The 15350-nt window shown below is 69.4% G+C and carries 3 protein-coding genes; all 3 read right to left on the reverse strand.

What is annotated here, in order from left to right:
• Positions 1-159: 159 nt before the first annotated feature.
• The 3 genes from N5C18_RS14780 to gspF all read right to left on the reverse strand — a co-directional run bounded on the left by N5C18_RS14780 (position 160) and on the right by gspF (position 15343).
• Positions 160-12555 carry a filamentous haemagglutinin family protein gene (locus N5C18_RS14780; RefSeq protein ID WP_279944919.1) on the reverse strand — a complete coding sequence of 4132 codons (12396 nt, stop codon included), beginning with the start codon at positions 12553-12555 and terminating at the stop codon, positions 160-162.
• A 233-nt stretch (positions 12556-12788) separates the two neighbouring features.
• Positions 12789-13925 (reverse strand): substrate-binding domain-containing protein, encoded by a 1137-nt coding sequence (locus tag N5C18_RS14785; RefSeq protein WP_164241159.1) that lies wholly within the window; start codon positions 13923-13925, stop codon positions 12789-12791.
• Between the two features lie 218 nt (positions 13926-14143).
• Positions 14144-15343, reverse strand: coding sequence for a type II secretion system inner membrane protein GspF (gspF, locus tag N5C18_RS14790; protein ID WP_279944920.1), 1200 nt, complete (start codon positions 15341-15343; stop codon positions 14144-14146).
• Positions 15344-15350: the final 7 nt, after the last annotated feature.

Below are 15350 nucleotides of genomic sequence, written 5' to 3' on the forward strand. Positions count from 1 at the left end.
TGCCCTTCTGCCGCCGGGCACGCTCCTGCACCCGGCGGCGCCGTGTCGGTGGTCCTCACCGCTGATGGCCGCTCCCTGCCCTCCGTGCCGTCCTGGCTGGGGCCGCCACCGTTCCGTGGCGGCTGGCCCGATGCTGCCGTCTGCAGCGCCGTTCGATGCTCAGCGGCGCTGCTTGCCTTCATCGCGCCTGGCCTGCGGGAACTGGAAGGCGCTGTTGTCGTCGTAGCCACCGCTGGCGGTGTTGCCATGCGCCGGCGGCTGGATGCTGCTGATGCCACTGCCGAAGCCGAGGATCTGCACGCTGATCACCGACGGCTGGTTGCGCCGCGCGTCGTCCTGGCTCTTGCGCATCACGTCCTGTGCGGCCTGGCTGGCACTGTTTGCCGCCGCACTGGCTGCTGCCAGCGCGTTGACGTTCACCGTGGCCAGTACCGGCAGGCCCTTGCTCTCTCCCTGCACCTGGATGTTGGCGGCGTTGAGCACCTGCAGCGCAGCCAGGTTGATGTTGCCGGAGACGCGGATGCCCGCCTCGCCCGCGTCGATGGTGCCCAGCGGCGCGATCAGGTCGACGTCGCCGGCCGGCACTTCCGGAATCGGATTCAGCGTGGCAAAGCCGGCGCCGGTCGCAGGCGCCAGCGGTGACAGCACGACGTTGCCCCAGCGGTCGTAGACGCGGCGCGGCGGGGTGTACAGCAGCGTGGTGCGCGAGCCGCGCCCGGCGTTGATGTTGCCCTGCTCCGACCAGCCCAGGATGTCACCGCCGAAGGTAGTCATCACCCGCGACAGCCCCAGCAGCACGCTGTCCTGGCTGAACAGCCGGATATCCCCTCGGCCCTGGGTGATCAGGCCCGAACTGGCTGGCGGAACCTCGCCCGCCACGCCCAGTACGATCTGGCCGCCCGGTGCCAGCAGCTCGATGTTGCCACCGGCTTCGGTACGCACGCCGGAGCCACCGAACATCACGATGTCGCCGGTCCGGTCGAGGGTCGCACCGTTCGCATCCCTGTCCGGCATCAGGGTGGCGATGGCTTCGCGCCCGCGCAGGTAGGAGCCGAAGCGCGGCCCCTCGGCATCGTTGTACTCGCGGCCACCCTCGCGCAGTTCGGCATAGAAGACCTGGCGCAGGAAGATGTGCTGCTGCTCCTTCGGCAGCGCATCGAAGGCGGCCACCGCGGAGCCGTCGTCGACGCTCATGCCGAATCGCTGCGACAGCCACTGCTTCAGTTCCGCGTCGTAGATCTTGGCCACCTTCCCCGGCTGCGATGCCAGCGGCTGCGCAGGGTCGGCAAGATTGGCAGCCCCCAGGTAGCGCGCGCGCACTGCATCGAAGGCGATGTGCTGGTCGCCGGCAGTCAAGGAAACGCTGGCACCCGGCCGGGTATCGCCCTGGATCAGGCCGCCAGTGGTGGTCACGCTGCCCGCGTCCTCGAAGCGGAGCTGGCGGCCTGCGCTGACATCAACGTTGCCCGGTCCGGCCACGTGCACGGTGCTGCGCACCACATCGCGCCCGGCCTGCACCACGGTGATGTCGGTGGCAGTGGTGTTCATCGCGCCGATGCTGGACACCAGGATGTCGCCGCCGGCGCGCACCTGCACCGGGGCGGAAAGATCGCTCCAGTTGAGCAGGCTGCGCGTGCCCATGGCGTTATCCAGCGTCCACTGCCCACCGGTCCTCAGGCCGACGATGTCACCCTGCACTGCATAGAATCGATTCGGCGCGTTTGTGCCTTCGCGCAGTTCCCGCGCCAGCGGCGCATTCGGGCCGAACGCGAACAGCGGCAGCGAGGCGCGCGGATTGCCTGCCACGCCATCCACCGAAGCGTTGCCGATCACCGTAGCGCCCACCTCGGCGGTGAAGGCCGGTGCGAACGGCGACGGCAAGCGCACATCGGCGCCGGAGCTGCTGATGTCGGCACCGCGCATCGGCACCAGGATCGAGTCCATCGCCAGCACTTCCAGCGAACCGCGCGCCGAGGGCGCGGTCAGCAGCACATCGCGCGCATCACCGCCCGTGGTCGAAGTTTCCGCAAGGCGGATGCTGCCGCTGGCGGCCAGCATCCGCAGCTGCGAGGGATACAGCCAGTAGCGAAGATCGGCACCGCCACGTTGCTTCACTGCCTCGGCGAACAGTTCGCCGGACTCGGCGGTGGCCATCACGGTTCCCCTCTGCTGGCCGGGCGCGAGGTCGCCACCGGCCGAGATCAGGTCCACCGCGGTATTTGCGGTCCACAGCGAGAACCAGCTGCTGGAAGCGGCGGTGCGACCATCGCCCAGCGCCAGTGCGTTGTAGCTGGGCACCGGCACCCGGCCGGCATCGGCCACGCCGGCCAGCACCAGGTCGCCGCGCGACTGCAGGGTTGCCACCGCGTCGCCCAGCACCAGCACCGGCCCGCCCATGGCATCGCCCAGCTGTGCGCGGAACGGATCTTCCTGCCTCAGGCCGCTGTACGGCGCCACGTAGTGCGCCACATTGGTGACCATGCCACCGATGCGTGCCGCGTCCAGCTGCATGCGCCCGCGCAGGTTGACCAGCGCACCACTGAGCGGCAGGTTGGGCTGGTTCAACGATGGATCGCTGGTTGCGAGTGCAAGGTTCGGATTCAGCGCGCCACCCAGGCGCACCGCCAGGTCGCCGCCACCGGTCAGGTGCAGCGTACCGTCGGCCTCGACGCGCCCGGTCGAGCCCACCGCTGCCACCACGCCGGACGAATGGCGTGCCAGTGAATTGACCACGGTTCCGCTGGCCACGCCCGCGTCACGGCCGGCCTCGAGGGTGAGGTTGCCGCCACCCAGCGTGCCGAAGCCCATGAAGCCCACCATGCGCGCACCGGTAAGCGTCGGCAGGCTGGTGTAGCTGCCGAAGTTCACCCACCAGCTGGTTGCTGTGGACGGTGCCCCGGCCACGCCGAGGCTTCCCTGGCGCCACAGCCAGTTGCCCACCGCGCTGGGGGCAAAGCCCGCGCCTTCAGTCTGGCTGCGCGGAGTGACGTCGAATCCGACCTGGCCGGCGCTGTCCCACAGGTCACCACGGATGTCGCGGCCCGCGGAAACGGTCAGGTTGCCGCCTTGGTCCGGATACCAGGCCTGCCATGCCCCCAAGGCGGCCGCATAGCGCCCGTCCGCATCGGTCGGCCCGAGCACGGTGGACAGCCCCGGTGCCGGCGCCCGCCCCGGATTGAACGCTGCATCGCGCCCGTTGCCGAGCGATGTCGGGGCGCCAGCGGTGTACACACCGAAGCCCGACATCATCCGCACGTCGCGGCCGGCCAGCAGCTGCAGGTCGCCCTTGCCGGTGCGCAGCACACTCCACAGCGGCGTGCCCAGCTTCGAGCCATAGATCGTCTTCTCGATCAGTTCGCCGCCGCCATAGCAGTAGTCGGTGATCGCGCAGAAGCTCTCTTCGGTCATGCCGAAGATCTCGGCGAATTCCTTCGCCGACATGCCCACCGCCGACTCGTCGCCCACCAGGTCCAGCGAGGCCTGCTTGGCCACCAGGCGCGGGGCCAGGCCGCAGAAGCCTTCGCCTGCGTCGCACAGCGTCTGCTCGTCGACGCCCAGTTCGTCGGCCACTTCCTTCAACGGTCGATTGGCGTAGGAGGGATCGCCGATCAGCGCAAGCGCGCCATCCAGGGTGAGGACCCGCTCGCCGATCCACTCGCTGGTCTTCTGCACGGTGCCGATCGTTCCATAGTGGCTGTCGGCCAGGATCAGGTCGCCCTTGGCATCCAGCCGGCGCAGGCGCGGATCGGCTGCCGAGGTATCGGCACCGGCCACGGCAGTGACATCCCACGACGTGGTGCCTTCCGGCAACATTGCCGCCAACGCCCAGTTGCGGCCCTGCCTGCCGTTGGCATCGGCCGGCCGCAGGTTGACCGGCTTGCCGCCGGGCAGCTTCACCGCGGTCATCGACGGAATCAGCGAGCCCGGTGCCAGTGCAACCGCGCCGGACAGTTCCATGGCCTCCGGCAACGCCGCGCCTGCCGGCCAGAGCTGCGCCGCCAGCGTTGCTTTCGAAGCGAGCCGGAAGCCGGCGCCCAGCCGGTCACCGGCAGCCAGCTGCAACGGCTGCTGCAGCAGGCTGCCCGCAGCCAGCACGGTGCCGTCGGCGAGGGTGACGGCTGCCGGCAGCACCGTGCCCGCCGCCAGCAGCAGGCGGGCGCCCAGCCGCATCTCCGCCGGCAGCACGGTGCCGGCGGGCACATCGGTCTGCGTGACCGGAATCGCGTAGTTCAGCACCGCGCCCTTCGGGAACCGTGTCGCGGCCTGCAGTGTCACACCATCGATGGGCACCACGATGTCGCCGCCAAGCGGGGTGATGCGCAGCGTATTGGCATCGGCCGTCTCTCCGAGCATCCAGCCCGATTCATCCGGATTGGCCGGGGGCGGCGCGAAGCCATCATTGATGCTGCCGTAGATGCTGAGGTCGCCCGCTGCGCGCAGCACCAGCGCAGCCGACTCGCCGAATCCACGGCGCAGGGGGTCATTGCGATTGGCCTGCGGACCATAGCGGTAGCCGGACAGGTCCAGGTCGCCGCGCACGGTCAGGTTGCCGGTGGGATTGTCGGCCGATACCTGGCCCACGATCTCCACGCCAGGCCGCAGGCGCACCTTGCCCAGTGCCGCAGTGCGCGCCGCCAGATCGGCGTTGCCGAGGGCGGCGTTCATCCATGCCTGGTTGTGCGGATCGACCACCGTGTCCAGCCATTGCTGGGTGACCAGCTGCGGCCGATGGCCATTGACGTCCGGCGTCGCTGCCAGCGGGGCGTCGGTATAGCGCCGGAAGGCATTGACCAGCACATCCCGCGCGCCGGTGACCGACGCACCGGACTCGGCGCGCACTGCTGCATCGTCAGTGCCCCGTCGCGGCACACTGAGGGTGAAGGTGCCTCGTGCCACGCCATCGTTCTGGCCGGGCGCGTCGCCCTGTGCAACCGCGGTGCCGCTGCGCAGGTCAACGCGCGCGGCACTGCCCAGCACCACCTCGCCGTCGCGGCTGCCCAGCTCCACCAGCGCACGGTTGCTGCTGTCGATGATCTTGCCGTAGCTGTCCACCCGCAGCCCGCTGCCGTGTGCATCCAGCAGTCCATCCACCTGCAGGCGGTCACGCGCGGCCAGGCGGATGCTTCCCACCTGCTCTCCGCTGGCGTCGATGGTGCCGAGCACATGCAGGCTGCCGCCATCGATGCTGAGCGCAACGTTGCGCGCCTTCAGCGTGTCGGTCACGGTCAGGTCGCCCTGCTTGAGCTGGAAGCTGCGGGTACCGAAGAAGCCGCCCGCATCCAGCTGGCGATTCAAGCCGGCGAAGTCGGAAAGCTGCTGCGCGCGCAACAGCAGTGCGCCGCTGTCATAGGGCACCGTGCTGCCACCGGTGGCCTGGCGACCACTCGCGCTACCACGCAGGGTCCCGGCCAGGTCGATGCGGCCCGCGTTCTCGCCCAGCGCATTGGCGGTGATCCGCCCTGCGCGGTTGTTCGATGCCGAGACGTCGATGCTCGAACCCGCGGCGGCCAGCACGTTGCCCTGGCGGGCGGTGAGTTCAACGTCGCCGCCCCAGCTGTACTTGTCCAGATCGTCCATGCGGATGCGACGCCCGGCCAGGTCGATGCGGGCGTTGCTGCCCAGCACCACGTCGCCGTCCGCCCTGGCCTGCAGGCGGCCCGAGGCCAGCGCCATGGCGGAGTCGATCAGGATATTGCGTGCCTGCAGCCCCAGTTCGGCGCCCAGCGCGTCGTGCCCCCGGGTCTGGCCGGCGCCGCTGATGCGCAGATCACCCCCGCTGCGTACCTGCAGGGTGCTTCCCGCCGCGCCGGTCAGCAGCGGTGCCTGGATGTCCAGTGCGCCGCCGCTGTACTGCCAACCCGTGCCGGCCTGGTAGGCGCCCTGGGCCTGGTAGACATCCAGCGTGCCCTTGCCGGCGAACTGCACCTGGTCCGTGGCCCGCAGCGAGACGCCGTCGAACCCGAGCACCTGGCGGTTGGCCGGCACTTCCGAACTGGGGCGTGTATAGGGCGCGCGGCCGAGGATCAGCGAGCGCGTGTTGAGCTCGAGCTGTCCATGGCCGAGCCGATCGACCATCGCCGCGCCCGGCGCCTGCGGGGTACCGTCGGTCAGCACCGTCGATACCGCCTGTGTGCCATCCCACACCAGCGTGTCGGCATAGATGCGGGCCTGGTCACCGGCCTTGCCGTAGCCATGGATGGCCGGCGCCCCCAGCACCAGCTCGCGCAGGCTGCTGTTGCCGGTGGCCGGATTGCGGGTGTCCAGGTCCACGCTGCCGAATACATTGATTGCGTCGCGCGCGGACAGGCTCAGTGTCTCCAGTGCGGGCGTGCCAAGCGCGGTATTGCCCCGCAGCAGCTGCTGCAGGGTCTGCTGGTTCAGCGCCAGCCCCTGCGGCAGCGCACCCTGTGCGGCCATCGCCTGCAGCGATGCAGCATCACCGAGGTTGATGGCGGTCATCGACAGGCCCAACCGGCGTGTGCCATAGCTGACATTGTCGCGCAGCTGGAACCCGCCCTCGGTACTGACATTGATGCTGCCCTCGGACAGCAACCGGGTCTGCCCGGTGCAGCTGTCGCTGCGGCAGGCGCCCACATCGATCGCCACCCGGGCGGCCGCGCCCCCCGACAGCAGGTTGGTCTGGCCGTTGGACACGGCCAGCACGCCCGTGGTCGCGTCGAGCTTCATCAGATAGCCATCGGTGGCGTCGTAGCCGGGCTTTCCACGCCCGACCGTACTGATCACGGCGCCCTGCTCGATCACCACGCCCGCGCCACCGGCTGCTGCGCCCAGGATCACCTCAGGGGCGCTCAGCGTTGCACCGGAACGAACCAGCACGCCGCCGCCTTCCGATCTCACATTCAGCGTGCCGGGCAGAGTGGCGTCCGGACGCAGGGTCACACCGACCATCAGGCGCGAGGGCTGCAACGCCGTGAGCGCGTCGGCGAAAATGGCCGCCATGCTGCCCGCGCTGGCGCGCTGGCCTGCACCCAGCACTTCCAGCGTGCTCGGGCCACCATTGCCGACCACCGACACCGTACCGCCGAAGCCCTTGCTGCCAGCCTCGGCCGCGAAACGTGTCATGCCCTGCATGCGCAGTGCGTCTGTGGTGCCCAGACCTGCACCGGCGCCCAGCGTCAGCCGCAGCGTGCCGGCGTCCACCGACTGCATGCCGCGCGCGATGCCACGGCGCGCCGCATCGTCCTGCACGAACGCGTTGTAGCCGGTTTCGTTGTAGCCGGAGTGGCGGCGCACCACATCGGCCGGGGTCAGCACCAGGTCCGTCCACAACGGCGATGCGGCAGGCCCAAGCCCCTGCGCCTGCTGGCCGCTGACTTTCCACGAGCCGGTTCCGGTGGCGGTGGCCAGCGCCTGCTGCGTGCCCTGCGCCCCCACTTCTACCCGGAACGCGCCCGGCTGCAGCGCGTAGGACGCCGGCAGCAACGTATAGGTGCCCGCCGCCAGGCCCGGCACCCCTTCAGGCACCGTGATGCGCTGGCCGATGCCCGGGTCGGCGCTGCCGTCGGCCAGGCCCAGCGGCGCGATGCCGTTGCGGTAGGACGGGACAATGGCATACACCGCGTTGCTGCTGGCGCTGAAGGTGTAGGCCGGATTGGCGTCACGCAGTGCATGGCTGCGCACGTCCACCGAGCCGCTGCGGCCACTGACGAACCCTGCGCCGGTCAGCGTGCCGCCACCGGACAGGTCCAGCAGTGCACCGGCCTGGATGTCGACACTGTTGGCATGCAGGTCGACACCCACCGTGTCCACGGCGCTGATCATGCCCACCAGGCTGGGGCTGACATCCTTGCCGTTCAGGCGCCAGCGCTGGCCATCCACGGTGCCACCGAAGGGAACGCTGAGGCCGGCCGCGCTGCTTGAGGTCACACTGCCGGGCAACAGCGTGATACGCGACGCGACATTGCCTGGGCCCAGGCCGCCGATCACCAACTGTCCCAGCGGCGCGCGCACGACGCCTCCCTGCTCGACCGTGGCGGCAACCAACGCCAGCAAACCGAACACCGAATCGGCCGCAGGAGGCGTGGCGCCGGTGCCATGGATGCGAAGCACGCCCTTGGCATCGGTCCAGTTGTTCTGTCCACCCAGCACGTCGTAGATCGATACCGCGATACGGCCCTTGGTTCCGGCAACCGGATAGATCTGCGCGGCCGTGATGTCCAGGCTCGACGGCGCCAGCAGCTGGGTATCGAAGAAGTTGCTGTTGCCACTGACTTTCGCCAGCAGCCGCAGGTCGCCGCTGCTGGCAAGGTGGGCGCTGCCGAAGCCGGCCAGATCGACCGTATCGCGTACGTCCAGCACCTGTGCCGAGGCGCTGAAACTGTGGTTGCCGGCGTCGGCACGGGCCGCCACCGGCGCCACAAAGGGATTGTCCGAGGTGTCACGGAACCAGCGTGCCTGCGCAAGGCGCACATAGGGCGCCTGCACGTGCAACGCCGATCCCGCCGCGCTGCCGGTGGCCATGCCCATCGCGGCATCGCTCAGCCCGTACAGGCGCAGGCTCTGCCCCACGCGCAGGTCGACATCCCCCTGCGCGCGAAGATCGCCGAACACCGAAAGATGGTCGAAGCCACCGGCCTGCACCTGTGCCGCCGACAGCTCGGCGTGCCCGTGCTGCAATGGCGTGGACGCGCCAGGGGCTGCATCGCTGGACTGCTGCACCAGGGTGATTGCACGCGGGCCAAGTTCCGCAGCGCCCGCCCGGCGCTCGTACACCCCACCACCGAAGGCCACGCCCAGCGTGCCGCCCTGCGCGCCCACGCCACCGGCCGCCGCCCGCAGCGTGCCATCCAGGTACAGGCCATTGGCCGAGCGCAGCACGATCGTGCCGCCGTCGCTGGCCACGGAGCGGGTGCCACTGCCATCCACGGTCAGCGTCTCACGGGTACCGGACGCATCCAGAACCGCGCCGCGCTCGACCACCACGAAGGCATCCGGCGGACGGTTCTCCAGCGCATCGCGCGACTCCCAGTCCAGCGTACCGCCGATCCCGATGCTGCCGCCCGAGTGCAGCACGCCCTGGTGGCGACCCGCGGCGTCCTCCGCGGCGAAGCTGTCGCCGGACACATCCAGCAGCGCGTTGCTGCCGATGCGATAGCGCAACGGGGTGCCGCCGATCTGGTAGCGCTGCTGGTTGTCGCGGACATCGTCGAGGCGGATGCTGCCTGCCTTTGCGATCAGCGCACCGGCCACGTCGATGTTGCCACCGCCGCGCAGCTCGATCGACTGCCCGGCATCGACCTGCACGACCGCGTTGCTGCCGATCCTTACATCTCCGCCCAGCGTATTGCGCTGCGAGCGCAGCAGCACGCTTGCGCCCTGCCGCTGGGTGACCGACCCGCTACCCGGGTCGAAGGCATACAGCGGTGCCGTCCAGGCGTCCAGGCCCTCGCCTGCGGTCGCTGCATCGGCAGCGGCCTGGCGCACGCGCAACGTCGGTGCGCGCACGTCCAGCCGGGTGCCATCGGCCACCTCAAGCCCGGCATGGCCGTTGATGTCGTATTGACCGAATCCGCTGCGCAGCAGCGTCGGTGACAACCACAGGCTGCCATCGTCGCGGGCCCGGTCAGCCAACGTCACCTTGCCCCCGGTCGCCAGCTGCAGGGTGCCGGCCCCCGTGCCGCCCAGGCCGCTGAGCCGCCCGTCCAGCTGCAAGCGCCCACTGCCGTCGGTGGTCACCTGGCTGCTGTCGGCCAGCAGGGCGATGTCACCGCCCTTGCCTGCACTGGCCTTGCCCTGCAGGTCGACGCGTCCACCTGCATCGACACTGATGCGGCTGCCTGCGGCCAACGACACATCATGGCTGCTTTCCAGCTGCACGCGACCGCCGTTGATCCATGCCTGCGCGCTGCCGGCGCCGCCGTCCAGGCGCTGGTTTGCCCAGCGCCCGTCCAGGTCGATCACCGCCGCTTCGCCCAATGCGACCACACCACGGCCGTTGGCCTGCACCACCTGCATGCGGCCGGTGGCGTCGGCCAGGAGGTTGCTGGCAGTCAGGCTGCCACCGCCAATCCGGACCTGGCCGTTGATGTCGATGCGGCCACCGACCAGGTTCAGCTGCCCGCCATCGGCAAGGGCCAGCTCACCGTCGATGCGGATGCTGCCTGCCGTCGCCAGGTCCAGCCGGCCCCACTGCTGGGCGCTCAACTGTGCACCATCAAGCCAGACGGTGTTGCGCCGGCTCTCATCCAGCGCGCTTTGCAGGCTCCAGCGTGCGGTGGCCGCCGCGGCCGTGCCGATGCGCACCTGCGAGTCGAACACCGCATTGCGGCCGGTACCGTCGTAGCGCCCCAGCCACAGCTGTGCGCCGCGTGCCACCGCCGTCTGCGACTGCACGTAGCCATCGGTGCTGCTCCCCGGTGCCCGCGTCTGCCGCACGCCATTGAACACGGCAGTATCGATCTGCCCCTCCAGCACCGCGGTCGGCGCCGAAACCAGCAGCCGCCCAGCATCGCGTCCCACCGTGTAGCCATTCTCGTAACGCGATTCATTGCCGATCAACGGATTGCGCCAGGCTTCGGTGATGCCCCAGCGCGCCTGTTCCACTTCAAAACCGCGATACAGGCCGGCGAATCCACGATCCACCGGCGCGTCGTCCAGGCGATACAGCTGTCCATCGTTGCCGCGCAGCCAGCTCTCCTTGAGCATGCCGCTGGCCACATCGAGGCTGCCGCCTGACAGGTTGATCCGCGAACCCGCGGCGCTGACCACTTCGCTGCCGGCAAGCTGCACGATGCCGCCCTGCGCGGCCCATTCGCCGATGGAGTGGCGCTGGTTGCCCAGGTAGCCGCTCACTTCCAGCAGCCCTCCGCCGGCATACCAGCGTTCGCCTTCATGGCCGCCGGTACCGGCCGGCACGTAGATCAGGCCGCGCCGGTCGACCCAGACCCGGCTGCTGTTGAGCGTGCCGGCATCGCGCACGTCCGGGGCATCGCGCAGTTCGTTGCCCTGCACGTTGATTTCCAGCTGGTTGCTCTCCATCGCCACCTTCACCCCGGTGGCACCGGATACATCCACGCGTGCGCCATCGCCCAGCAGCGTGCGCTGGCGCGCGTCGACCACGATCTGGCCGCCGGTGGCCAGGGTCAGCGACCCGGCCTGGGCCTCGACCGTGCCACCGGAGACGATTTCCACGCGCGACTGGTCGCGCCGATCCTGCAGCCGCGACAGGTTGTCGAACGCGCCCTGTGCGGCGGTACTGCGCACCTTGTCCTGGGTGGCCGACTCGTTCAGCAGTGCCTGCCGCTGGCTGTCGAGCGCGGTGGTCTTGCCATCGTCCTCAAGCAGGATGGCCGTGGTGGCATCGCGGCCGAGGGTCACGCTGGCCTTGCCATCGCTGGCGGAGGTGAGCAGGTGCACGGTGCCGCGCTGGTTCAGGGTGCTGGTGGCGACCGCGACGCCGGCCTGCTCGACATGACGTCCGGCCAGCGTGATGTCGCCTTCGCGTGCCTGGATCAGGCCGCTGTTGCGCACATCGCCTGCCGTGCTGCCCGCCACGAAGCGCGGCGCGATCTCGTTGCCACCTGTAGTGGACGACGTGTTCTGTGCCGTGCCCACGCCGCGCCGGATCACGAAGCTGTCGCCCGCGGCGAGCTGGGTCTGGCCCTTGCGGGTGTCGATCTGGCCGGCATTCTCCACGCTGCGCCCTGCCAACAGGACATAGCCGCCCCCGCGCGTGGCCGTGGTGGGCTCATGGGTGGCAATGCGTGCACCTCGCTCCACCATCACCTTGCCGAACGCCTCGGTCAGCGCATCCGAACTGGCGTTGACGCTGTACAGGCCTTCATCACGGAACTGCGTGTCGCTGATCCGCGCCGCCGCCGCCACCAGGTTGCGCACGTTCACCTGGCCGTTGTTGCCGAAGATCACGCCGTTGCGGTTGACCACGAACACGCTGCCGTCGGCCTTCAGCTGGCCGAGGATCTGGCTGGGCCGTGCGTTGGGGTCGTTGACCCGGTTCAACACCGCCCAGTCCGCGTTCTGCAGGAAGTTCAACGTGGTGTTGGCACCAATGTTGAAGGTCTCCCAGTTCAGGATCGCCTTGTCTGCGGTCTGTTCGATGCTGACCTGCACGCGGCCATCGGCGCCCTGCGCCTGGATGGCCTCGCGGGCGTTGGTCCAGCCCCGCGTCAGCGGGTTCTCATCCACCTTCAGGCCGTCCTTGCCCAGCCCGTCTGCGACCACGAATCCCGCGTCACGCCGCGCCTGCCTGGCTTCCTGCTGCAGCCGCTGCTGCAGCGCGATGGCCTGTGCGGCGGTCCCCAGGTTGTCGATCGACTGTTGCAGCTGCTGGCGGGCTGCATCCTGCTGCTGCGCGGGCAGCTGGAACTGGATCGGCACCCCGCTGGGCATGCGTCCACTCTGCGCGGCCGCGCCCTGGGCGGCACCGCGGTCGGCAAACCAGGCCGGGCTGAAGGCCTGCTGGGCCTGACTGGCCGGCGCCACCACCGTGCCAAGCGCAACGGCGACGGCCCAGGCCATCGGGTGGCTGCGGCGCAGCGTGGACGGGCGCGAAGCGGTCGTGAGCGGATGCGACATCTGAACCTCGTCAACCTGGTTGGGCGGCCGCGATCACGGCGCGCTCTGAAGGATCGGGCGGCACGCGCCCTGCTTCTGTAAGACGGGGACGGCTGCGTGAAGCCGACATCAAAAGACAGCGCCGCCGATGCGGGAATGGGCCGGATACATGCCCGGTCCGGCGCCGGCGGCCACACGCAAGAGAGCGCCGGCCTCACGGCCGGCGCTCGGTTCAAGCACTGCGTTCGACGCGATTACGGGCGGCCGAGGCCGGCGCAGGCGCTGGCGTTGTTCACGCCGTTGACGCTGCTGGCGAGCACGAAGCGGGTGCGGATGGCATCACGCCAGGCCGGGGTGAGCGGAACGAAGCCGTGGGCACGCGACGCGGCATCGTTGTTGCCGTTGTAGTGGCCCAGCAGGAAGCCGCGCAGGGCGAGCGCAACGTTGCCGGCCTTGTAGCACTGGCCCAGCTCGAAGGTGGTGTAACCCACGATCGGGTAACCGACGGCCGGCGGGTTGGTGAACACCGGGGCCCAGTTGCGCACGTCATTGGCAGCAGCGCCGGTCGGCGGCAGCACCGTGTCCAGGGTGGCCTGCACGCTCGGGTCGTTCGGCGAGAAACCACGCACCTTGGCGATCTTGGTGGCGTCGCTCAGGTTCGGCACCACGTCCGGGCCGATGTAACCGATCGCACCGGTGGTGGCGTAGACCTTGTCATACAGCGGCTGGCTGCCCAGCGCCGAAGCGGTGGTGAAGTTCGCCGGCAGCGACGAGAACTGCTTCCAGAACTCCTGGGTGGTGCTGAACTTGCCGCCGATCAGGGTGCTGCCGGCGGTGTCGCTGGCCGAGCAGGCGCTGGCCAGGAAACGGGTCAGCAGTTCGGTGGTGCCGCTCTTCTCGTTGCGGTATACGACGGTGATCGGGCCCGAACGATTCGCGTCCAGGGTGCTCCAGTTGGTGATCGTGCCGGCGAACACGCCGCACAGCTGGGTGACGCTCAGGTCAAGGTTGCCACCGGCGCTGTTGAACGGAACGGTGACCGAGGTGCCGACCGACGGAATCTGGATCAGCGGGCCGTAGGTCGGGGCGAAGTTGGCGGCGTAGGCGGCAATCTCAGCGTCGGTCAGCACCGAGTCGCTGCCGGCGAAATGCACGGTGCCGGTGGTCTTGAACAGGTCGGCACGGTTTTCCAGGAAGGCCTGCTTGCCGGTGCCCGAGCCGGTCACTTCATAGCTGAAGTTGGCCGGCAGGATGCTGTCGGCCGAACCCTTGTACAGCTTGGCCGGCAGCGACGCGCCACCGCCCTGCACGAGCGACTGCGCCGAGGCGGCGCCGGCGGTGGCCAGCAGCGCGGTGGCAACCAGCGCGGCCAGGGTCTTGTACTTGTTCATGATCTTCTCCTGAAGGGTTTACTGCGAAGGGAAACACCAAGGGAGGAACGGTCACTTCACGCCTGCTGCCGCCGAGGGCCTCCCAGCCCACTCTGCGGCGACGTGTCCATGCTGGTCTGCGCCGATGACAGGCCGCTTAAGAAACCTGTGGAAGATCAGGAAAAGGTGTGGAGGATTGTGTGGAGAATCGGGTGATTCCATCCGCGCTTGGCGTGGATCTACTGCACCAGCTGGTTCATCTCCATGATCGGCATCAGTACCGCCAGTACGATGGTCAGCACCACCCCGCCCATCACCAGGATCATGGTCGGTTCCAGCAGTGCGGTCAGCGCCATCGCCCGGCGTTCGATCTCGCGCGAGATGGTCTGTGCAGCGCGATCCAGCAGTGGCGCCAGCGAACCGGTCTTCTCGCCACTGGCCACCAGGTGCACCAGGATAGGTGGATAGACCTTCTGCACCTTCAGCGCAGAGCCCAGCGCCGCGCCTTCGCGTACCCGCGCGGATACGTCGTCGGCGCAGCGCGCCAGCAGTGCATTGCCCAACGTCTGCCGCGCCGCCTCCAGGGCACGCAGCAGCGGCACACCGGCATCGAGCAGGATCGCCAGCGTCGAGGCAAAGCGCGCACTGTTCACGCCCAGCACGAAGCGCCCGACCATCGGCACGCGCAGCAGCATCGCATCCCAGCGCAGGCGCAGCTCGGGCCGGCGCAGTGCAAGCCGCCACGCTACCACCAGCGCGCCACTGCCCAGCGCCACCCACACGCCCCAGCTGCGCACGAACGCGCTGGCAGCCAGCATCACCTGGGTCAGCATTGGCAGCGTCTGCCGCGCCTGCACGAACGCGGTCACCACCTGCGGCACGACGTAGCTGAGCAGGAAGATCACGATCGCCACCGATACCAGGCTGATCGCCGCCGGGTAGATGAAGGCGGTCAGCACCTTGGCCTGGAGTGCATTGCGCTCCTCGATGTAGTCGGCCAGACGCTCCATCACCCGGGCCAGATCACCGGAGTCTTCGCCCGCACCGACCAGCGCGCGATAGATCGGCGGGAAATCACGCGGCCGCGCGGCCAGTGCCACGGTCAGGCGCTGGCCGGCGCGCACGTCGGCACGCACCGCGGTAAGCGCCTGCGCGACGTGCGGGCGCTCGGCCTGCTCGATCACCGCACTCAGCGCGCTTTCCAGCGGCAGGCTTGCGGCCAGCAGGCTGGCCAACTGGCGCGTGGCCCAGGCCAGCTCGCTGGCCGACAACCGGCGCGCGCCCCAGCCACTGCCTGCGGCGCGTGCCGCACTCACCTGTACCGGTGTCAGCCCGCGTCCGCGCAGCAGCTGGCGCGCGCTGCGCGGGCTGTCGGCATCCAGCTGTCCTTTCTCGATGCGGCCCTGCGCATTGGCGGCCTGGTAGTCGAACAGTGCCATCGTCGCC

This window comes from Stenotrophomonas sp. GD03930, assembly GCF_029839665.1.
Classification (GTDB): Bacteria; Pseudomonadota; Gammaproteobacteria; order Xanthomonadales; family Xanthomonadaceae; genus Stenotrophomonas; species Stenotrophomonas forensis.

Excerpts from the sequence above, each read along its gene's own strand:
- N5C18_RS14780 (WP_279944919.1), bottom strand. The coding sequence starts at position 12,555 with ATGTCGCATCCGCTCACGACCGCTTCGCGCCCGTCCACGCTGCGCCGC.
- N5C18_RS14785 (WP_164241159.1), bottom strand. The coding sequence starts at position 13,925 with ATGAACAAGTACAAGACCCTGGCCGCGCTGGTTGCCACCGCGCTGCTG.
- gspF (WP_279944920.1), bottom strand. The coding sequence starts at position 15,343 with ATGGCACTGTTCGACTACCAGGCCGCCAATGCGCAGGGCCGCATCGAG.